Here is a 19,818-nt window from a genome sequence, read left to right as displayed (position 1 = left end):
GTCAGTTTCGGCCGGCCTACGCGAACTCGACGGTCAGCTCGCAGTGCCCGTCGCCGTCGTGCATACACGCGCCCTCGGAGACGGTGACCTCCTCGTCGAACTCGTCGGCGATGCCCTCGATGATGCCCTTCGCGAGGTGACAGAGCCGGCGCTCGGACTGGTACTGGACGATGTACGTGTCGGCGGCGATGCGGTCCGTCGAGACGGTCGGGAACGCGGCCTCGTCGTCGCCGGTCTCGATCTGTCGGTAGATCTCTTCGAGGTTGGCGACGACCTCCTTCGTGCCCCAGCCGGTCTTGACGTGTGCCTTGAACGTGTTGAGCAGCTCCGGTGCGAGGTACGTTCCGACGTTGCGCTGGACGACCGGCTCCGCGGTGCCCGTCTGTTCGGCGACGACCGCGATGGCGTCGGTGAACTCCTCGTCCGGATATCGTGACACCGGGAGGTAGAGCTTCGGCTCGATGCCCGCCGCGTCCAGTACCTCGTCCCAGGTCGTCCCCGGCACGTGCTCCCCGACGAACCCCTTGAGTGATTTGTGTAGTATCCCGTGCATGGCCACACCACCGCCCCTTGAGGGGCTACGTACTGTAGGAACGCTACGAGGTATAAAGAATCCGTGTTTTTATTCCGATAGTTCTCCCGCGACAACCGGTGCCACGGAGACGGCGCTGACGGGGCGTTCGAGCGTGTCAGTGCCGTAGACGGCCTCGACGCCGGCACGGGCGAGCTTCGTCGGTGCGTTCCGCGCGAGCAGCGGGTGGATCGTCGCGACGGACACGCGGGCCGCGTCGCGGTCGTTCAGCACGCCGATGGACTCGCTCATCGTCGAGCCGGTGGCGACGATGTCGTCGACGACGACGACGTCCCGGCCGGCTACGCCGGCGTCGCTGGGGCTGACCTCGACCTCGGAGCCGGAGTGCCGGACCTTCTCGAAGTAGTCCGTCTCGCCGCGGCCGTAGGCGTCCCGGACAGACTCGGCGAGGTCGCAGGCCCCCTCGTCCGGTGCGAGAAAGAGCGGCTCGCTCAGGTCCTCGGGGAGCGGTTCGGCGAGCCGTGGCGCGGCGTCGAGCGCGACCGCGGGCGGGTCGAAGAACTCGCAGACGCCCGCCTCGTGCGGGTTGACCGTGAGTACGCGGTCGGCACCGGTCGAGATGGCCCGGGCGACGGCCCGCGAGGAGACCGGCTCGCCGGGGTTGAACGCCTCGTCCTGCCGGGCGTAGCCCATGTACGGTAGGACGGTGACGACCTCGCTCGCGCCGGCCTCGCGGGCGGCGTCCTGTAGCTGGAGCAGTTCGACGAACGCGTCGCTCGTCGCGGTCGATGCCACGACGATGGCACGCTCGGGCGAGGCATCGCCGATACGGACGAGCAGCTCCCCGTCGGGGAACCGCTCGTACTCGACGGGCGCGATGGGCTCGCCGAGTGCGGCCGCGAGTTCGGCCGCCAGCGACTGGGAGGCCGAGCCTGGGAGTATCATGTGGGAGTGCTCGCCGGCCTGCCTAATTCCACTTTCGTTATGCCGAGTGTGTCACGTTCCGGTCCCGAGACGGCCCCGCCAGATGGGGTCAGGTCGGCCCGACGGCCGCGACACCCACCACGTCCGGTACGCCGAGCGACTGCGCGCGCCAGCCGTCCTCGGCCGCCGCGAACACCCGACCCTCGCTCGTCACGAGGTACGTCGTCCGGTCGTAGGCGACCCCGACGACCCCTCCCTCGGGCTGGTCCGGGTAGCTGACCCACTCGCCGGCGGAGAGGGCGACCAGCTCGTCGTCGACGACGGCGTGGGCCCGCTCGGGCTCGTCGGCGTCTCTGGTCCCCGTCTCACCGCCGTCGCTTTCGACCAGGGTCGCGGCCCCCGCGAGTTCGTCCAGCCAGCCGTTGCCGAGGCGGTAGAGGCCGCTGCCGGTGGCTGCGCGTGGCGTGCCGACTGCGCTCACGTCCCGGGCGTCGTCGAGGCCGACGTGAGTTGGCTCGCTGCCGACGCGGTACACGCCGTCGGCGGCGGCACAGAGGTCGCCGGAGAGCGAGCGAACCTCGCTCTCGACGGTGCCGCAGTCGGTCCAGTCGCCATCCCCGTCGACCGACCGCCGCGAGAGCCCGCCGTCGGGGCCCGCCGCGAGAATCGCCGGCTCGTCCGTGTCGGCGACGGCGACAGCCACCGCCGCGCCGTGGCCTGTCCCCTCGAACGCGTCGACGTGGGTGTCCGCTGCGTCGGTGCCGACCCGGCCGACGAGCACGTCCTCGGCGGTGGCCACGGCGACCACACCGCCGCCGGCAGCCACGTCCCGGGCCGTTCCGCGTGCCACGAGCTCGAACCCGCCGACGCGCTCGTCCACCACGTCGACCGCGACGCAGCCGACGCCCGAGGCCACGTACAGCGTCGCCTTGCGCTCGTCGCCGTCGTAGACCCGCTTCTCGTCGAGGCTGATGTCCTTCTCGGCGCTCATGGCTGAACGTGGGTCGGCCGGGGTGGAAAACGATGTGGTCGGCGTGTGAGCGGGGACTCCCGACTCAGAGGTCGGTCGCGACGCGGAGCTCGGTGTCGGTGACGGTCTCGACGGAGTCCGCGTGGACCTCGATATCGTCGTCGTCGGCGTCGCCGAAGCCGAAGCTCTGGACCAGCGCCTCGGAGATGCCGGCCTCGGGCTCGACGTAGGCGACCTGCGCCTCGGCGTCGACCTCGGTCACGATGCCGATCTGCTCGCCTTCGATGTCCATGAGGTACTTCCCTTCGTCCTGAGTGGAGAGGACTGTCATTCCAATCGAACGATGGTTCCCGACGAGAAATAAAGGTGGGGTTCGAGCCCGGAGACGGGAGATGACCCCCCGCGGCAGGTTCGGAATCCATTTGACGCCACCGCACGCAGACGCACTCGAATGAAGGTATTCGGTTCCAGCGGGACTCGCGGCGTCGCCAACGAGGCGCTGACGCCGACGTTCGTCCTCCGCGTTGCCAAGGCGGCCGGCACGGCGTGGGGTGCCGACCGGGTCGCCATCGCGCGGGACACACGGGCAACGGGCGAGATGCTCGCCGACGCAGCCGCGGCCGGGCTCACGAGCGTCGGGGTCGACGTGGACCGGCTTGGCCGCGTGCCGACACCGGGCGCACAGGCCTACGCCGAGGCCGAGGGCCTGCCGGCGATGATGATCACGGCCAGCCACAACCCGGCGGAGTACAACGGCGTCAAACTCGTCGGCGACGACGGCGTCGAGCTCGCCGTCCCCGACCTCGAACGCGTCGAGGACATCTTCCTCGGCGAGACGTTCGAGCCGGCGACGTGGGACGCGGTCGGCCGGAGCACCCGCGTCGAGGACGCCGCCGACCGCTACGTCGACCGCGTGCTCGATGCGGTCGACCGGGAGACCATCGCCGATGCGGACCTGACGGTCGCGCTCGACCCCGGTCACGGCGCCGGCGCGCTCACCTCGCCCGAGTTCTTCCGGCGATTGGGCTGTCGCGTCGTCACGGTCAACGCACAGCCGGACGGCCACTTCCCCGGGCGCGACCCCGAACCAGTCCCGGGGAACCTGAGCGACCTCGGCGACCTCGTTCGCGCGACCGACGCCGACGTGGGCATCGCACACGATGGCGACGCCGACCGCGCCATCTTCTACGACGAGACCGGCGAGTACGTCGAGGGCGACGCCACGCTCGCGGCGCTCGCCGCCGCCGAACTCGGGCCCGAAGACGTCACCGTCTCGGCGGTGAACGTCTCCCAGCGGCTCGTCGACGTCGTCGAGGAGACCGGCGCACGGCTCGAGCTGACGCCCATCGGTTCGACGAACATCATCACTCGCGTCCGCGAACTGCTCGCTACGGGAGAGCACGTCCCGCTCGCCGGCGAGGGCAACGGGGGCATCTTCTTCCCAGACTACCACATCGCCCGTGACGGAGCCTACACCGCCGCACGCTTCCTCGAACTGCTCGCCGAGGCGCCCGTCAGCGAGGTCGTCGCGCCCTACGGCGGCTACCACAACGTCCGCCGGAACGTCGAGTACGAGCGCGAGGCCGAACGGACCGCGATGCTCGCCGCCGCCGAGGAGCGCGCCGACGACGCCGACGCCGACCTGGACACGAAGGACGGTTTCCGGCTCGACTACGGCGACGCGTGGGTGCTCGCGCGTCCCTCGGGCACGGAACCGCTGGTGCGCGTCTACGCCGAGGCGCACGACGCCACCCGCGCGAACGAGCTCGTCGACGGGATGTCCGAAGCGCTCCTCGAGGCCAGGGAGTCCGCCTAGAGGGCCGCCTGTAACGTCTCTCGTTCCTCCCGCAGTTCCGCCAGCTCGTCCGCGACGGAGCCGGAGGCCAGCCGCTCGCGACCCTCGGCGTCGAGCTCGTCGAGCGCGGCCGCCGCCGTCTGCAGTCGCCCGTAGTCGTCGTTCCAGGTCAGCTCGCGCACCGTCCGCAGCATCGCGACCACTTCCTCGCCGGCGACGCGTGCGACCAGCGGGATGCGCTCCTCGCAGCGCCGGCGCAGCGCCGCCGCGGGCCCCGGCGGCCAGTCGAGCTGGAGCGCCGAGCCGTCGAGCCGGTCGAGGTAGGTCTGGCGGGTCGCCACCGCCCGCTTCAGCGCGGTGGCGTCGTCGACGTAGTGGTCCAGCTTCGACGGCGAGTAGTCCGCTAGTTCGAGCAGCCGCGGTACCGTCTCCGTGCCGGCCGCGTGGGATTCGACGTACTCGACGAGGTCCGCGGGCGGTTGCTGGACGTCCACGAGCGGGTAGTGCGCCGCGCTCGCCGCGAACTCCAGCAGCTCGCGTGCACTCACCTCGGTGCGGTAGTCGGCGAACGCGGTGACGACTGCCTCGTTGAACCTCTCGATAGGGTCCTCGAGCTGCTCGACCGGTGCGTCCAGGTCCGCATCGCCGAGCTCGACCAGCCGTTCGCGCTCCGCGATGGCGTCCTCGATGTCCTGCAGCCGTCGCTTCGCCTCGCGCTCGGCCTCCCGGAGCTCCGCACGCGCCTCGCGCTCCTCGTCGAGCAGGCCCACCAGCTCCGACGCCGGCTGGAGTGCCTCCCGGGCCGCCGCGAAGTCGGACTCCGAGAGCCGGCGCTGGTCCACCACGTCGAGGGCCTCCTCGAAGGCGTCCCGGCGCGGCAGGTCGTCGTCCAGGCCCTCGACTGTCGTCGTGAACTCGTCCTGGAACTTGACGAACGACTGGAAGTCGCCCGTCCCGGTCGCCGTCTCGTCGTAGCGGTCCAGCAGCTCCATCGCCGCGCGGTGTGCCGACTCGACGGCTTCGAGCTGGTCGTGGCGCTCGACCGCCGCCTCGGCCGACTCGACCCGCTCGCGCGCCCTCTGCAGGCGCTCGATGGCGTCACTCATACACGTCGTCGGGGTCGAACACCTGTTCGCCGACCGTCTCGCCCTCGACGGTCCGGTGGAAGCACGACCGGAACCCCGTGTGGCACGCACCGCCGTCCTGGTGGACGCGGTAGAGGAGGGCGTCGCCGTCGCAGTCCTTCCGGACCCCCTCGACGACCTGCGTGTGTCCGCTCGTCGCGCCCTTCTCCCACAGCTCGTCGCGCGACCGGGAGTAGTAGTGTGCCCGTCCGGTCTCGACGGTCCGTTCGACCGCCTCCTCGTTCGCGTAGGCGAGCATCAACACCGCCTCGGAATCGACATCCTGCGCGACGACCGGGACCAGGCCGTCCGTGCCGAAGTCCAGCGCTGAAACCGCATCTGTCATTGTCGAAAACTCGGCCGTCGGTGATATGGGTCTTTTCCTGTCGGCGGACACTGCCCGCTGGGTCGTGGGTGGACGACCTCGCCGGGTCGTCACCCGTCGCCCGGCTCCCCGACTCGAAAGTCCACGAATATTGTAAACCTCTGCGGCTGGCGCACGGCCAGCGAGCCCGCCACCCGACCGGACGGCGACACCCCAGCGGCACCCCGGCGGCGACGCCACGCGTAGCTGGGCGGTGACACACCGTTCCGTTGCCAGGTGGTGTCAGAAAACACTCCACAGGAAACGAAGGGGGTCGGGAACGGGCCGAAACACCCACCAGCGACCCCACTGGCGGGAAAGCTTCTTCACCACGCCAGCAGACCCACGACACATGGAGGACTGCCTCTTCTGTCAGATCGTTTCGGGTGAGATCCCGAGCCGAACCGTCTACGAGGACGACCACGCGTTCGCGTTCCTGGACGTGAACCCGCTCGCGCCGGGGCACACGCTGGTCATCCCGAAGCACCACCACGAGACGCTCGGCGAGCTGCCGGCCGAGGAGAGCGCCGCGCTCGCGGCGGCCGTCCACGAGGTCGCGCCCGCGGTGGAGGCGGGGATGGACGCAGACGCAACGACGGTCGCGTGCAACAACGGTGAGGCGGCCGGCCAGGAGGTGCCCCACGTCCACTACCACGTCGTGCCGCGCTACGAGGGCGACGGCTACGGGCCAATCCACGCGCTGTTCGACGGGCCGACCGACGTGAGCGACGACGAGCTCGACGACATCGCCGACGCTATCGGGACTGCACTCGACTGACCGAGCCGATTCGGACATTTTTTACGCGGTAGCGGGAGAGTAATTTGTATGTTCGAACAGGACCGGTCGGCGGCCGTGATGGGCGTCACCGGCGGCGCGGGTGCGACCCGACTGACGGTCGAGCTGGCGACGACGCTGGCGCGCGACGGGCGGGACGTGGCGGTGTTCGATGCCGCGTTCGCCACGCAAGGCCTGAGCCAGTACCTCCACGGACGTATCGACGCGGACCTGACACGGCTGCTCACCGACGAGGAGGTGACGCCGGAGGCGGCGATGGTCGACCTCCAAGTGGACACGTCCGGCGACGTGAGCGTCTGCCCCACCTACGCACCGTTCGAGCGCATTGCCCGGGCGAAGTCGGGCGAGGCGGCCGAGCGCTTCGGCCAGGAGCTCCGCGACGCGACGGTCGCCTACGACCACGTCCTCGTGGACACCCCGCCGGTGGCGGACAACCCCTCCATCGCGGCGGTCAGCGCGACCGACACCGTCGCCTGCGTCGTCCCGTCTTCGAAGCGCGGCGTGGACACGCTCGCCCGCACCCGGGACCGGCTCGCCGACCTCGGGGTCGAGCCACACCGCGTCGTCGCGAACGGGGCCGCGGCGCCGGCGACGGGGGACTCGACCCCGGTCGAATCGGCGGACGTCGCCGTCCCTGAGAGCGACGTCCGCGGGGTCACCGACGCCCCGGTTTGTATCGAGGATGCGACGGGACCGTTCGCCCGCAGCATCGCAACCACCGCCGAGGCCGTCTTCGAGACCCAGCTCGACGTGGAGTTCCCGAAGGAGGGGCTCCGAACCCGCCTCTCGTTCTGAGAGACGAAAAAAACTTTACAGCAAGTTACATATCTGTTCTCGTATGGCAGTAGAACCCGCCCGTACGTCCGACGTTGGGACCGTCGGCGTGCTCTCGCGTGCGGCCGACGCCCTCTCCGCCGATCCTCGCATCCTCCTCGCCGGCGTCGCGGTGGTGGCACTGGGGTTCGTCCCCTACGTCTCGAACGTCGCCTCACCGGTCGTCGGCGGCCTCGCGGTCGTACTGACCCACCAGGCACTCGCCGAAACGCCCGCGACCGACCGCAGCTACCTCCGACGCACCCTCTCGGCCATCGGCGCGACCGTCATCATCGCCATCATCGCCGGGTCGGTCATCCTCGCCGGCGTCATGATCGTGGGGGTCGTCGCGCTCGCCGGCTTCGTCTTCCCGCCGTTGCTCGTGCTCGCCGTCGTCGTCGGCATCGTCGGTATCGCCCTCCCGGTGCTGTACGTGGCGCTGCGCCTCCACCTCGCGCTCCCCGCCGCGTTCATCGACGGCGAGACCGCCACCGACGCGGTGCGCCGGAGCTGGGACCGTGCCGGTGGCAACGTCCTGACCGTGCTGGGCGTCCAGCTCGTCACCGGGCTGCTCTCGGCGCTCGCCGCACTCCTCGTCGCCTACGCCTTCGGTATCCCGTTCCCGGGTGCCATCGAGACCGGCGGGGCCTTCTCGTTCTCCGCGGAGAACCGGGAGCTGGTCTCCCAGTCCGCGATGGTCCTCCGGTACACCGCGGTCGGCTCCTCGACCGTCTCGGCGACCATCCCCGGCCCCGAGTTCCTGCTCGGCTACTCCGTCGTCGGCGGGCTGTTCACCGCGCTCAACTACAGCTCGCAGGCTGTGATGTACCAGCTGTTCGACGGCGCTGGTGTCGAGACGCCTGCCGGCGTCTGAACCGCCTCAGAGGAAGTCGTCCGCGCCGCTCATCGTCTCCGCGAGGGCGTCTCGCTTCGCGACCGACGCGTCGTCGGACCGCGAGAAGGCGTCCGCGACCACGTCCTCCGCACCGGGCAGTGGCTCGTGGCTCTCGACGAACGCCGCCAGCGCGAACTCGCGTTCGCCCGCGCCGCTGAGCGCCCGTGCGTCGGTCCGCGAGAGTTCGCCGGCGAGCCAGTCACGCACCAGCTCGCGGCCCTGCGGTGAGACCGGTGAGACGCCCTCGAGTCCGAGCAGGTGGAGCACCTTCGCAGCCGTCGTCGGTGCGACACCGGCCTCGTGGCCGGCCGCGTCGACCGCGCTTCCACCGACGTAGGCGTCGACGACCGCCGCCGCGGTCTCGACGGGACACGGCAGGTCGTCGGCGTAGTCGAGCAGCCGGTCGGGCAGGTCACCCGTGGTCTCGTCGGCGACGGCGACGCCGCGGTCGCGCTGCTCCGTCGTCACACACAGTCCCTCGGCGATGTCCGCCAGCCCCATAGCTATCGCTTCGCCCGCGACTGAATAAAAAGACACGGGTCGAGCGCCGCTGCCGACCGGTGGCGAGGGCCCGAACCGACCGGTCACCGGTAGGTTCGAGCCACCGTCCACCCCGGTTCAATCCAGCCACCAGGTGTGTTTAAATAACCTGTCGGGACGAACCTTCAGGTATGAGCAAGGCTCAGACGAGCTGTCCCGAATGTAGCGGTCACCTCCAGCGCGAGCGAGACGAGACGGTCTGCAGCGAGTGCGGCCTGGTCGTCGGGGCCGACCGCATCGACCGCGGGCCGGAGTGGCGGTCGAGCACCGACGGCGAGGCGTCGGGAAAGCGCACCGGTGCGCCGCTCACGCGCTCCCGACACGACCGCGGGCTCTCGACCGAGATCGGCTACGGGCGCGGCGAGACGACACGGCTGACCGGTCGCAAGCGCCGCTCGGTCGCCCGGATGCGCCGCCAGCACAACCGCGCCCGTACCGGCTCCAAGCGCGAGCGCAACAAGGTGTACGCCTTCACCGAGGTTCGCCGCGTCGTCGGCGCGCTGTCGCTCCCGACGCACGTCCGTGACCAGGCCTGCGCGCTGTTCGAGTCCGCCCAGAACGAGGACCTCCTTCAGGGCCGGTCGCTGGAGGGGTTCGCGGCCGCGACGGTGTACGCCGTCTGCCGCGTGCAGAACATCTCGCGCACCATCGACGAGGTGATCGAGCCCGCCCGCGCGACCGCCGCCGAGCTGAAGGCCGCCTACGACGCCCTCAATCGCGAGCTCGGCCTGCCGACCGGTCCCATCGACCCCCGCGAGTACCTCGCCCGCTACGCGACCGAGCTCGACCTCCCACGAGCCGTCGAATCCCGTGCCCGCGACCTCGCGGGCGACGCGGTCGAGGACGGCATCGCGGCGGGCCGCAATCCCGGCGGGTTCGCCGCAGCGTGCCTCTACCCCGCCGCACGGGAGCACGACCGCGACCTCACGCAGGCCGAGGCCGCCGCGGTGGCCGACGTGTCCTCGGTCACCGTCCGCGCGGGGTTCTACGCGCTCCGCGACGAGGGGGCGTGATAGCCGCCGCGAGCGCGTGGAACGCCTCGGCGGCCGCCGAATCGGGGGCCGTCGCCGTCACCGGCTGCCCCGTCGCGGTCGCCCGGGCGAGCGGGTCGGACTCGGGGACTGTCGTCACCGGTGCGCCGAGCGCGCGCTCGACGGCCGCCCGCGGCGGGTTCGTCCCCGTCCGATTCAGCACGACCTGTGCCAGCCCGGCGTCGAGTTCCCGGGCCAGCGCTCGCGTCCGCAGCGCGTCGGGCAGCGCGAACGCGTCGGGCAGCGCCACTAGGACCGTCCGGTCGGCGGCGAGCAGCGGCATCCCGGCATCGGCGGCGAGGCCCGCCGGGCAGTCCACGACCACGTCGCCGTAGGCGCGCTCGACGGACCGCACGGCCGCGACGAGCCCACGAACGTCGGCTGCCCGCGCGCCGGCGAGCGACCGGCCACACGGTAGCATGTCGACGGGACCACCCTCTCGGACGGCCTCGACCGGCTCCGCCCGGTCCGCGAGCACGTCGTGGAGGTCCGGTCCCGCGCTGCCGGGCAGGTCGGCCATCCCGAGGTCGCCGTCGACGACGACCGCATCCGCCACCGCGCCGAGGTTGTACGCGACCGTCGATTTGCCGACCCCGCCCTTCCCCCCCGTCACGGCGACCCTCATCGTGACTCCTCCTCGGTCGCCGCCTCGGTCCGCCCGGCGACCGGCACCGCGTCCGCGGGCGGTGTCGGATCGCCGAGCGCGCGGACGACGTGCTCGGGGGTCGGCTCCGTCGCCGTCTCGCTCGCATTGCCGTCCACCGTCGCCGTCTCCACGACCGTCAGCACCGGCTCGTTGGGTGCGGCTGGCGTCGCGAAGCCGACGCCCCGTTCCCGGCCCGCTGCCACGGTCAGGGTGACCCTGTCCTCGTCCCAGCCTGCCGCCGGAACCCCCTGTCGGCGCGGCGGCCACACCGGGTCGAGGCCCGTCCGCAGCGTCACCCGTCGCCCGGTACGCCCGTCGTTGCGGACCGTCGCCGCCACGAACGTCACGCAGTCGCGTCGTTCCGTCTGCACGTCGAGTTCGACCATACCCCCTCTGGTCCCGCGTTCGGGCTTAAACCGTGAGAATCGGCGCGTCCAGTGCCGCCGCGGCGGCCCCCGCAGACGGGAACCGTTCGCACGACAGCACGGTCGGCGCGGCCACGTCGGCGACCCTGACGACCGCCAGCGCCGCCGTCACGTCGTCTCCCTCGTACGTGCCGGGTGTATCGCCCGGGACCGCCGAGCCCGGCATCGACGCCAGTGCGTCCGCGAACTCGTCGACGACCCGCGTGACGAGCCACGCCCGCGCCGCCCGCCGGGCGTTCGCCAGGTCGTCCTCGATGGCGAGCCGTCGCTCCCGCGCGTCTCTGGCGTCCCGGGCCGCACGACGGGCCGCCGCCAGTGCCTCCTCGGCGGCGATACGGTCGGTCTCCGCCTCGGTCAGCTCCCGTGTCGCCTCGCGCAGCTCCCGTTCCAGCTCCTCGGTCGGCTCGCCGAGTTCGCGCCGCTCGCGCAGCGCGCCCCGCAGCGACGCGACGCGCTCGTGGAGGGCTGCCTCCTTGGTGCCGACCTCCGACACGCGCTTGCGTGCTCGCTGGCGTTCGCTCGCAGCACCGTCGTCCGTGTCGACCGCTGCCAGCTCCCGTTCCAGCGCCGCGATACGGTCGGCTTGCGGTGGTGTCAGCCCTCGCTGCCGTGCCACCGCGGCGAGCGTCGCTCGCGTGCACACCGCACCGTCGCCCCCGACGACACCCACGGCTTCGTGGACCGGACCGGGCTCCGGACAGTCGATGCGGAGCGTCGGCCCTCGTCCCTGCATTCCGGTCTCGGTGCCGACCGCGCCGTCAGCCCGGACCGCTCGCAGCACCGTCTCGGCGGTGAGCCCGCGCTTCCGGAGGTCGACCGCCGTCCCCGTCGCGGACCACGCGCCGTAGACGACCTTCACAGTTCCCGTGCCCGCATCTCGCCCGGTGATGGGTGCTCGGTGCCGGTCGCGAACCGCTCGTACGGCGTGTACGGCGAGTCCCGCTCCTCGTACGCCTCGGCCGCCGCACGGACGCGCTCGTACGTCGGGTCGAACTCGTTCAGGGGCCGGGTCCGGTCGACCTGGACGTCGCCGCCGTGTTTCGCCCGGAGCCGCAGCGCACAGAACGCGCCGAACTCGGTCCGGTCGAACAGCGCCGCCCGCCCGAACCGCCGCACGACCGCATCCTCGTGCGCCCGACAGAGGTTCCGGAGCGTCTCCCGCGCCGCAGTCGAGTACGTGATGACGAGGAACACGCAGTTTCGTGCGAAACGAGGTGTAAAAAAGTCACCGGTCAGTCCGAGACGCGCTCGACCGACAGCGACGCGGGGAGGTCGTCTGCGAGCTCGCGGGCTTGCGCCCGGGCCTCGTTCGGCCCACCCGCGACGAGGACGAGTCCGCTGCTGCCGTCGGTCGAGTTGTCGCTATCTCCGTCCGCCGGCACGACCCGGTACACCGCCAGCGACTCTCCCACGTCGAACTCGCTGACGTACGTCCGCAGGATGGTCTGTACGCGCCGTTCGAGGTCGGCCAGGTCGCAGTCGCCGTCCTCGAACGCCGCCAGCGCATCCTCGACGTTCCGCAGTGCGGAGATTCGGTCCATCAAGTCGTCCGGATGTGGTCCGTGCGGGGCTCGTACACCTCGCCCTTCTGTTTGAGCTTCTCGATCTCGTGTTCGGCCTTCGAGGTATCCATCCCGATCTCGTCGGCGCGGTCGAGCACCACGTCGACCGGTGCGCCCTCGTCGTAGTCTTCTTCGATGTCGCCGATGAGCTGCTTGAGGTTCTTGATGCGGTCGCGCTGGGTCTTCGACGTCCCCGTCTCGACCACGTCCGCGTCGAACTCGCCCGTCTCCGGGTCCACCCCGATGTCCTTCAGGCAGTCACGTACGATGGTGATGGCCCGGTCCGCGTCGGACTCCTCGACCGTGTCGGAGAGCCGGACTCGCGCCGACGCCTCCGCCAGCCGCACCAGCGCCTCCAGCTGGCGCGCCGTCACCGGCACCGGTGCGTCCTCCTCCATCCCCTTCGAGCGCAGGTCCACGTAGAACTGCTCGATGGCGTCCCGTGCCTCCTGGGTCATCCGTGGATAGCAGTTCTGCTTCGAGTACGCGATGTACTTCCGCATCAGCTCCGGGTCGATGACCGGGTCCACCGTCTCCGACATCTCGTCGATCTCTGCCTGATCGACGCCGACGTTCGTCAGCTCCGTCTTCTGCGTGTTCAGCTCCCCCGCGTAGTTCGTCGTCAGGATGTGCTGGGCGAGGTCGCGGTCGTGCTCCTCGTCCGGCTTGTCCGTCACCGTGAAGATGAGGTCGAACCGCGAGATGAGCGCCGGCTCCAGGTCGATCTGCTCGCTGATGGGCTCGTACTGGTCGAACCGGCCGTACTTCGGGTTCGCCGCCCCCAGCAGCGAACAGCGCGACTTCAGCGTCGCGTTGATACCCGCCTTCGACACCGAGATTTCCTGCTGTTCGAGCGCCTGGTGCATCGCACTGCGGTCGTCCGCGGCCATCTTGTCGAGTTCGTCGACAGCCGCGATACCCTGGTCGGCGAGCACGAGCGCGCCAGCTTCGAGGGTCCACTGCTGGCCGTCGCCGAAGTCGTCCCTCACAGCCGCGGCGGTGAGACCAGCCGAGCTGGACCCCTTCCCGGAGGTGTAGACGGAGCGGGGGGCAATGTGACGGATGTAGCTGAGCATCTGGGAGTTGTGCGAGACCAGATTGTTCGAGAGGTAGTTGTGGGTGCCCGCGACTTCGAGGTCGTACACCCAGTCGTAGTCGGGCGTGACGGACTCGATGGACTCGATGCGTTCCCACTGCAGGTCGCTGTCACAGAGCCGGCGGAGTACAGCAACCTCGTGCGCTATCGACCCGCCGTCGGCGACGACCTCCGACACATCGCGGTACTCCGTCTCCGAGAGACTGTCTTCGAACGTCTTCACGACCACCTCAAGGCTCTCTCGGCTCGGATTTCGGTCGCCACGTTCGTAGTGTTGGTACGTCGACCGGGGGAGTCCACATTCGGACTGCGTCAGCCCGAGAGATTCTCGAACCCGACGGAGTGTATCGCCGACATCGGGAACGACGTCTGTGTTCGTGTTGGATTCGACTCCCTCGTGTGCGGCTGCTGCCGCTGCTTTTCGCTCGGTCACGAAGCCTATCTGTTCGACGTAACGTGCGAACGCGTCACCGCTGATTCTGAGCCTGTAGCTGCCACCTTCTTTCTCGTGGAGCTGTGCCGTGATACCGAACGAGAGCAGCAGAGTCCGGACACCATCGAGCAACTCCCGACTCATTGAGGCGACTGATATCTCACGCTGTGACGACGAAATGTGACACTCGCCGTCGATGTACGCCTTCAGGAACGACCGCTGTACCGCCGGTGACGTGCGGAATATCGGGTCGGGAACGCACTGCTCGGCTGAGGATTCGAGCAACGACGAATCGAATGATTCGAGGAAGCTGACGAACCCTCCCGCGGAGCACATAACTTCGCGTGCAGAGTTCCCCTCGTGTGCTCCTCGTTCGGTCCAGTTCAATCCGAGTGCTTCGAGTGCCTCGATGCTGTCGTCCAGAATCTCCCTGTCGTCGTTCGTGATGCTGACGAACCCGGTGTTGTCGGCGCGCTGCTCGACGTACCCCTCGGCGACGATGTACCCAAGCAGTCGTGCCAGCGACGCCGTCCACTCGTCAGGGAGATCGAGCGGAATCGCGTTGTGGGAGATTGCCTGCCGGTAGTCGATATCGAGTTTGTCATCGTAATCGTGAGCGAGACGGTTGGGAGCTGCGACGAAGTCGCCCTCGGCCAATTCCCGCGACTCGACCGCACGGAAGCCTGCTCCAGCGGGAACGAACAGCGGATGCGACGGCGTGACCTCGATTTCCTTCCCGGTGTCCGTGCGAATTCGGTACATCGTCTCCGGAGCTTCACGCTTCCAGACCTTCGTCGCCTGCTCCGTCCCTATCGTGCCGTCGGGCTGGAGCGACGGCAGCTCGATACTGACCTCGTCCCACCATCCATCGTCGATTTCTTTCGGCTCGTCGAGGTTGGACTCGACGAGGTCACCGATTTCGAGCTCCGAGCCGTCTGCGAGGGTGACACGGGTGTCTCCCTTGACGCACTTCCCCGTTCCGGGGTCCCCTATCAGCAGCATATGAAGGTCGCCCCGAATCCGGGACTCGTCGGGGAGGAACTTCGTGACGCCGGAGAACAGCTGGAGGATCATCGCGAGCTTCTCCTGGTCGTAGCCGAAGATGGAGGGCGCGATGGAGCCGACCATCTGCTCGTAGATGTCCGGCTCGTTCGAGAGCGCGACGATCTCCTCCTTGTCGGCCTCGGAGATCTCCATGTCCTCGAACTGCTCCTGGTCGATACGCACCGAGACGCCCTCGAGGTAGTGGTCGAACAGGGGCGTCTTCTCCTGCTGGTTGCCCTGCTGTTCGAGCCGGAGAATGCCGGTGGCGGCGACGTGGTCGCCCGGGGTCACTTCGCCGGTGATGTCGTCCTCGATGTGGATGTCGATGGCCTGTGGCGTCTCGCCGCCGCGCAGCCCCTCGGGGGACTCCTGCACGCGGATCTTCTGGGCGTCCACGAACTCGCTTTGGTCGTGGTTCAGCACGAAGGGGCCCTGTCGCTCACAGCCCTGGCACTCGTGGGGTTCCTGGAAGGTACCGGTGGACTGCGGGATGCGGGTGAGGGTGCCACAGCGCTGGCACTCGAAGGCGGCGACCTGCATCTTCGACTTGACGTCGGTCGCCTTGCGGACGATGCCCCGGACGGTCACGAGCGTGTTGACGTGCCGGGAGCGAATCGACCGGATCTCGGTCGCGTCTGGCAGGGGCTCGATGCGAACGTGTGCCTGCCCGAGGCTGACGTCGACGGGCAGGTCGTACAGCCGGAGCGCCTCCTCGGCGTACTCCTGGAGCTGCTCGGGCTGGTTGCGGTAGTCGTCGGCCAGGTCGCGGTCGAACGTGAACAGGTCGTCCCAGTCGATGTACAGCGACTTGCGTTCGCTGGGGTACTCCTGTGCGAGTCTCCCGATCTCGTCGCGGTAGTAGTTCCTGTAGAACTCCAGAAAGGCGTCGACGAGCTCGGCGTTGTCCCCTGCGTCCATCGGCACGGACTAAGGCCACCATCGGGTAAGTAGCTTGGCAAAGCGAGGCGAAAGTGTTACTCGCCCGCCGCCGGAGGTGTCGGTATGCGCGAGCGCCTGCAGTGGCTCACGCCCGGCGACGACGAGCGACTGCGTGACTGGGCGCGTCGGCTCGCACCGTACGCCGTCGTGACGGTCGTCCTCCTCGCCCTCCTCGTCGGCGTCGGCGCGTGGGTCTACTTCGACTACCTCGCCTACGGGCCGACCGAGTCACCAGCCGCCGTGGAATCCGAGTACGACGTGACCGTCGAGTCGGGCTACGGCGGCTACGTCGTCCGGCCCAACGACCAGCCGCCGGACGGCGAGCGCGCCGGTCTCGTGTTCTACCCCGGCGGGCGCGTCGAGCCGGGGTCGTACGTCCGCACGCTCGCGCCGCTGGCCGAGCGCGGCGTCACCGTCGTCGTCCCCGCCGTCCCGCTGAACCTCGCGGTGCTGGACAGCGATGCCGCCTCGCCCGTCGTTTCGAACGAGAACGGCATCGATTCCTGGTACGTCGGCGGCCACTCCCTCGGCGGCGCGATGGCCTGCCGGTACGCGAACGGCAACGCGGACCGGGTCGGCGGAGTGGTCCTCGCGGCGTCGTACTGCGACGTGAACGTGAGCGACTCGGGGCTGGCGACGGTCGCCATCACCGGCACCCGCGACGGCGTGCTGAACCGGGAGCGCTTCGAGTCGAACCGGCGGTTCCTCCCCGCGGACGCGACGTTCGTCTCCGTAGAGGGGATGAACCACGCCCAGTTCGGGAACTACGGCGCGCAGGACGGCGACGGCGAGGCGACCATCTCGACCACGACGGCACACGAACGGGTGGTGGCGGCGCTGGTCGACTGGCTCTGTGCCGAGGGCGAGGCCGTGGGGTGTGAGGACGGTGGACGGCTCGGTCGACCGGCTGGTGCCGAGCTCGACATCACTGCTGCCCGAGCCGTTCGTGTCGGGGGCTGGACGTCGAGAGAAGTCAGTGGGCCGGCCCGGATTTGAACCGGGGGTACAGCGTCCCAAACGCTGAAGGTTACCAAGCTACCCCACCGGCCCGCGCATATAAATCAGTTCTATCGTGGGTAAAACGTTTCGTTCCACCCCGCTCGACTCAGATGCCCCACAGCGCCGCGATGCCGAGCGTCGTCACGACCGCGAATATCAGCTGTAACGGCGTTCCAACCAGGGTGTAGTCCGTGAATTTGTAGCCGCCAGGGCCGTAGACGAACAGGTTGGTCTGGTAGCCGACAGGAGTCATGAACGCGGTCGAGGCGGCGAACGTGACCGCGAGGACGAACGCGTACGGCGACGCGCCGAGCTTGGCGGCCGTGTCGAAGGCGACGGGGATCATGAGCACGACGCTGGCGTTGTTCGAGACGACGTTCGTCAGCGCCGCGGTGAGGATGTAGAACAGCCCGAGCACGGCGATGGCCGGCAGGTACGCCTCGGTCGCCACGAGCAGGTCAGCGAGGTACAGCGCCGCGCCGGTGTGTTGCATGGCGGTGCCGAGCGGGATGACACCTGCGAGCAGGACGATGACGTCCCACTGGACGGCGTCGTACACCTCGCCGGGTTTGAGACAGCCGGTGAGGACCATGGCGACGGCTCCGGCGAGGGCGGAGACGACGATTGGGAGGAGATCGACCGCCGCGAGGCCGACGACGGCGAGGATGACGCCGATTGCGACGGGTATCTTCTCCTCGCGGTAGTCGTGGCGCTCGATCTCCTGGGCGACGATGAAGTCGCGGTTGTCGTCGAGGCGCTGGATGCTGTCGGCGGTGCCCTGGACGAGCAGCGTGTCGCCGACGCGGAGGACGATGTCGTCCATCCGCTTCCGGATGAGTTCGCCGCCACGGCGGAGTGCGAGCACGGTCGCGTCGTAGCGCTGGCGGAAGTTGACCGAGGAGATGGACTCGCCGACGACGTGCGAGCCGGGTGCGACGACGATCTCGACGAGGTTCTCGGCGGCGGGGTCGGCGCGTTCGAGCTCGTCTTCGGTGACCTCGAACTCGGGGACGACGGCCATCCCCTCCACGTCGAGGAGTTCGACGAGCGTCTCCCGGTCGGTCCGGACGGTGAAGAGATCGCCGGCCTGGATGGTCTTCGGGCCGAGCGGTTCGAGGAACACCTCGTCGTCCCGGATGAGCTGGACGAGGTCGACGTCGAACTCGGTCTCGGCGAGCGCGTCGCGGACGGTCTGGCCGACGAGCGGGGAGTCCTCGCGGACGACGACCTCGGTGAGGTACTCCGAGAGGCGGAACTCGGCGGCGAGGTCGTCCTCGGGCTCGATGCGTGACGGCAGCAGGTAGCGCCCGACGACGAGGAAGTAGACGAAGCCGACGACCGTGACGACGACGCCGAGGGCGGTGAACTCGAACATCGAGAAGCCGTCCTGCAGCGCGACGACGGCGGGGCTGGGGTCGGCCACGTCGCTGGCGACGTCGGCGGCGATTTCGCTGGCGAGGATGTTCGTCGACGTGCCGATGAGCGTGAGCGTGCCGCCGAACATCGAGGCGTACGACAGCGGGATGAGCAGCTTCGACGGCGACGTGTTGCCCTCGTGGGCGATGTCGGTGACCATCGGGAGGAGGATGGCGACGGCCGCGGTGTTGTTGATGAAGCCCGAGAGCGGGGCGACGACCCCCATCGTCGCCCCGAGCTGTTTCGTCTCCGAGTCGCCGGTGAGCGCGGCGAGTTTCCGTCCGAGGATCTGGACGATGCCCGTGCGCTGGACGCCGTCGGAGAGGATGAACATCGCCAGCACGGTGATGGTCGCCGTCGACGCGAACCCCGCGAGCCCGTCGGTCGGGTTGTCCGGCAGGAGCTCGACCGGCCCGCCGATGAGTCCCGCCGCGGCCAGCTGCTGGGAGAGCGGGCCGAGGACCATGAGCGCGACCATCAGTCCGAGTGCGGTGATGTCGACGGGCACCGGCTCCGTCGCGAACAGGACGAGGACGACGGTGACGAGTGCGAAGACCAGCAGTATCTCGGGTGTGAGCGCGGCCACAGGCTCCGAAGAGGTATGCCTGGAAGAAAAGGCTACGGACTGCGGGTGGCGGTTCGAGCACCGCGCCGGTCCGCCTCAGTCGGGCAACGCATCGGCGATGTCGTCGTCGGAGGCCTCGCCGGACTGGCGGGCCGCTGGCGGGGAGTCGGTCGCGGCGCCGTCGTTCGCAGCCGGAGTCTCGTCGGGGTCGTCGAGCTCGATGGTCTCGGTCTCACGGGCCACGTCGGCGTCGCTGGCCCGGCTGCTCCCGCCGGGGACGAGGTGCTCGACGTCGATCTCCTCGACGAGCGTCTCGTCGAACATCTGTTCGAAGGTGAGCTGCAGTTGCTGGCCGTGTGCGTTCGGGTCGAGGTGGAAGTGCGCCACCGCGTCGACCGATTCGAGCCGGCCCGACAGCACGTGGCAGAACTGGAAGACGATCTCCGGGTCGTTCGCCGCGAGCAGGTCGGTCAGCGAGTCGAAGCAGACGACGATATCGTAGCCGGCGTCGCCCCAGACGTTACAGAAGTTGCTGATGACTTCGCCGAGCTGCTGGAGGTCGGTCGGGTCGGCGACCGTCTGCTCGACGAGCGGATCGCTGAAGTCCGGCCGGCCGGCGCCGGCGGCCTGCATCGTCTCGCCGACGGTGACGATACCCCGTTTCTCGGGCTGTCGCCCGCCGGAGAGCGAGCTGAAGTCGAGCCTGTCGGTCACGTCCTCGGGAAACGAGACGACGAGTTCGGCGCGCTGGTCCGCGGCTGGGCCGCCCATCAGCCCGTCGCAGTGCTCGCCGGTCTCGTCTTCGGCCATCTCGTCGAGGAGAAGGACTGTTCTCGGCCCACCGTCCGCGCCGTGTTCACTCATGTGTATCCACCCCGACCCCCCGGGATTGCTAACATGTTACTTGAC

Annotated in this window: 21 protein-coding genes and 1 tRNA gene; 6 read left to right on the top strand and 16 right to left on the bottom strand. The window is 69.3% G+C overall.

The genetic code is table 11. The features are described from left to right. Nucleotides 1-16: 16 nt before the first annotated feature. The 4 genes from NO978_RS09495 to NO978_RS09480 form a co-directional block, all read right to left on the bottom strand. Entirely contained in the window at nt 17-553 is a 537-nt protein-coding gene (locus NO978_RS09495) for a heme NO-binding domain-containing protein (protein ID WP_257299350.1), read from the bottom strand. A gap of 69 nt (nt 554-622) precedes the next feature. Beyond that, a complete protein-coding gene (locus NO978_RS09490) occupies nt 623-1,477 on the bottom strand; it encodes a ribose-phosphate diphosphokinase (protein WP_257299349.1) in 855 nt (284 codons plus the stop codon). A gap of 88 nt (nt 1,478-1,565) precedes the next feature. Beyond that, nucleotides 1,566-2,447 (bottom strand): hypothetical protein, encoded by an 882-nt coding sequence (locus NO978_RS09485; protein ID WP_257299348.1) that lies wholly within the window; start codon nt 2,445-2,447, stop codon nt 1,566-1,568. Nucleotides 2,448-2,511: 64 nt separating this feature from the next. Continuing rightward, on the bottom strand, nt 2,512-2,757 hold the full coding sequence (locus tag NO978_RS09480) for a hypothetical protein (protein ID WP_257299347.1): 246 nt from the start codon (nt 2,755-2,757) through the stop codon (nt 2,512-2,514). Between the two features lie 120 nt (nt 2,758-2,877). Here NO978_RS09480 and glmM point away from each other — a divergent pair, with 120 nt between their 5' ends. Continuing rightward, nucleotides 2,878-4,242 (top strand): phosphoglucosamine mutase, encoded by a 1,365-nt coding sequence (gene glmM / locus NO978_RS09475; RefSeq protein WP_257299346.1) that lies wholly within the window; start codon nt 2,878-2,880, stop codon nt 4,240-4,242. Here the strand turns inward: glmM and NO978_RS09470 are convergent. Both NO978_RS09470 and hisI read right to left on the bottom strand, forming a co-directional pair. Beyond that, entirely contained in the window at nt 4,239-5,327 is a 1,089-nt protein-coding gene (locus tag NO978_RS09470) for a hypothetical protein (protein WP_257299345.1), read from the bottom strand. The genes glmM and NO978_RS09470 overlap by 4 nt on opposite strands. After that, nucleotides 5,320-5,691, bottom strand: a complete 372-nt coding sequence (gene hisI, locus NO978_RS09465; protein ID WP_257299344.1) for a phosphoribosyl-AMP cyclohydrolase — start codon at nt 5,689-5,691, stop codon at nt 5,320-5,322. The genes NO978_RS09470 and hisI overlap by 8 nt, the downstream gene beginning before the upstream one ends. A 370-nt stretch (nt 5,692-6,061) precedes the next feature. Here hisI and NO978_RS09460 point away from each other — a divergent pair, with 370 nt between their 5' ends. The 3 genes from NO978_RS09460 to NO978_RS09450 are packed head-to-tail and all read left to right on the top strand — an operon-like array spanning nt 6,062 to nt 8,192. Further along, the gene (locus NO978_RS09460) at nt 6,062-6,487 is read left to right on the top strand and encodes an HIT family protein (protein WP_257299343.1); all 426 of its coding nucleotides are present in this window, start codon (nt 6,062-6,064) and stop codon (nt 6,485-6,487) included. 48 nt (nt 6,488-6,535) lie between these two features. Then, a complete protein-coding gene (locus NO978_RS09455; RefSeq protein WP_257299342.1) occupies nt 6,536-7,300 on the top strand; it encodes a ParA family protein in 765 nt (254 codons plus the stop codon). A 43-nt stretch (nt 7,301-7,343) separates the two neighbouring features. Continuing rightward, complete coding sequence (locus NO978_RS09450) at nt 7,344-8,192, top strand: hypothetical protein (protein WP_257299341.1); 849 nt, start codon at nt 7,344-7,346, stop codon at nt 8,190-8,192. 6 nt (nt 8,193-8,198) lie between these two features. Here the strand turns inward: NO978_RS09450 and NO978_RS09445 are convergent, their stop codons facing one another. Further along, a complete protein-coding gene (locus NO978_RS09445) occupies nt 8,199-8,714 on the bottom strand; it encodes a hypothetical protein (RefSeq protein ID WP_257299340.1) in 516 nt (171 codons plus the stop codon). A gap of 170 nt (nt 8,715-8,884) precedes the next feature. Here NO978_RS09445 and NO978_RS09440 point away from each other — a divergent pair, with 170 nt between their 5' ends. Next, a complete protein-coding gene (locus NO978_RS09440; protein ID WP_257299339.1) occupies nt 8,885-9,766 on the top strand; it encodes a transcription initiation factor IIB family protein in 882 nt (293 codons plus the stop codon). Here NO978_RS09440 and NO978_RS09435 read toward each other — a convergent pair. From NO978_RS09435 to NO978_RS09410, 6 genes are read right to left on the bottom strand one after another with little or no spacing between them, the layout of a single operon-like run. Then, complete coding sequence (locus NO978_RS09435) at nt 9,720-10,409, bottom strand: MinD/ParA family protein (protein WP_257299338.1); 690 nt, start codon at nt 10,407-10,409, stop codon at nt 9,720-9,722. The two genes, NO978_RS09440 and NO978_RS09435, sit on opposite strands and share 47 nt — an antisense overlap. Next, a complete protein-coding gene (locus NO978_RS09430) occupies nt 10,406-10,816 on the bottom strand; it encodes a hypothetical protein (RefSeq protein WP_257299337.1) in 411 nt (136 codons plus the stop codon). The genes NO978_RS09435 and NO978_RS09430 overlap by 4 nt, the downstream gene beginning before the upstream one ends. 25 nt (nt 10,817-10,841) lie before the next feature. After that, nucleotides 10,842-11,714, bottom strand: coding sequence for a hypothetical protein (locus tag NO978_RS09425; protein WP_257299336.1), 873 nt, complete (start codon nt 11,712-11,714; stop codon nt 10,842-10,844). After that, the gene (locus NO978_RS09420) at nt 11,711-12,049 is read right to left on the bottom strand and encodes a hypothetical protein (protein ID WP_257299335.1); all 339 of its coding nucleotides are present in this window, start codon (nt 12,047-12,049) and stop codon (nt 11,711-11,713) included. The genes NO978_RS09425 and NO978_RS09420 overlap by 4 nt, the downstream gene beginning before the upstream one ends. Nucleotides 12,050-12,087: 38 nt before the next feature. Beyond that, nucleotides 12,088-12,396 (bottom strand): hypothetical protein, encoded by a 309-nt coding sequence (locus tag NO978_RS09415; RefSeq protein ID WP_257299334.1) that lies wholly within the window; start codon nt 12,394-12,396, stop codon nt 12,088-12,090. Further along, nucleotides 12,396-15,908: an LAGLIDADG family homing endonuclease gene (locus NO978_RS09410; protein ID WP_257299333.1), complete on the bottom strand. Its 3,513-nt coding sequence runs from the start codon at nt 15,906-15,908 to the stop codon at nt 12,396-12,398. The genes NO978_RS09415 and NO978_RS09410 overlap by 1 nt, the downstream gene beginning before the upstream one ends. A gap of 84 nt (nt 15,909-15,992) precedes the next feature. On the opposite strand from NO978_RS09410, the gene NO978_RS09405 reads away from it, so the two are divergent. Further along, complete coding sequence (locus NO978_RS09405; RefSeq protein ID WP_257299332.1) at nt 15,993-16,925, top strand: alpha/beta hydrolase; 933 nt, start codon at nt 15,993-15,995, stop codon at nt 16,923-16,925. On the opposite strand, the gene NO978_RS09400 is transcribed toward NO978_RS09405, so the two are convergent. The 3 genes from NO978_RS09400 to NO978_RS09390 form a co-directional block, all read right to left on the bottom strand. Beyond that, a tRNA-Pro gene (locus NO978_RS09400) sits at nt 16,907-16,979 on the bottom strand. The two genes, NO978_RS09405 and NO978_RS09400, sit on opposite strands and share 19 nt — an antisense overlap. 55 nt (nt 16,980-17,034) lie before the next feature. Then, nucleotides 17,035-18,930 carry an SLC13 family permease gene (locus NO978_RS09395; protein ID WP_369684131.1) on the bottom strand — a complete coding sequence of 632 codons (1,896 nt, stop codon included), beginning with the start codon at nt 18,928-18,930 and terminating at the stop codon, nt 17,035-17,037. Between the two features lie 75 nt (nt 18,931-19,005). Further along, on the bottom strand, nt 19,006-19,773 hold the full coding sequence (locus NO978_RS09390; protein WP_257299331.1) for a hypothetical protein: 768 nt from the start codon (nt 19,771-19,773) through the stop codon (nt 19,006-19,008). Nucleotides 19,774-19,818: the final 45 nt, after the last annotated feature.

Source organism: Haloarchaeobius sp. FL176, assembly GCF_024609245.1.
Taxonomy (GTDB): Archaea; Halobacteriota; Halobacteria; order Halobacteriales; family Natrialbaceae; genus Haloarchaeobius.
Note: the sequence above shows the minus strand (reverse complement) of the source record. Positions and strands in the feature narration are given on the sequence as shown.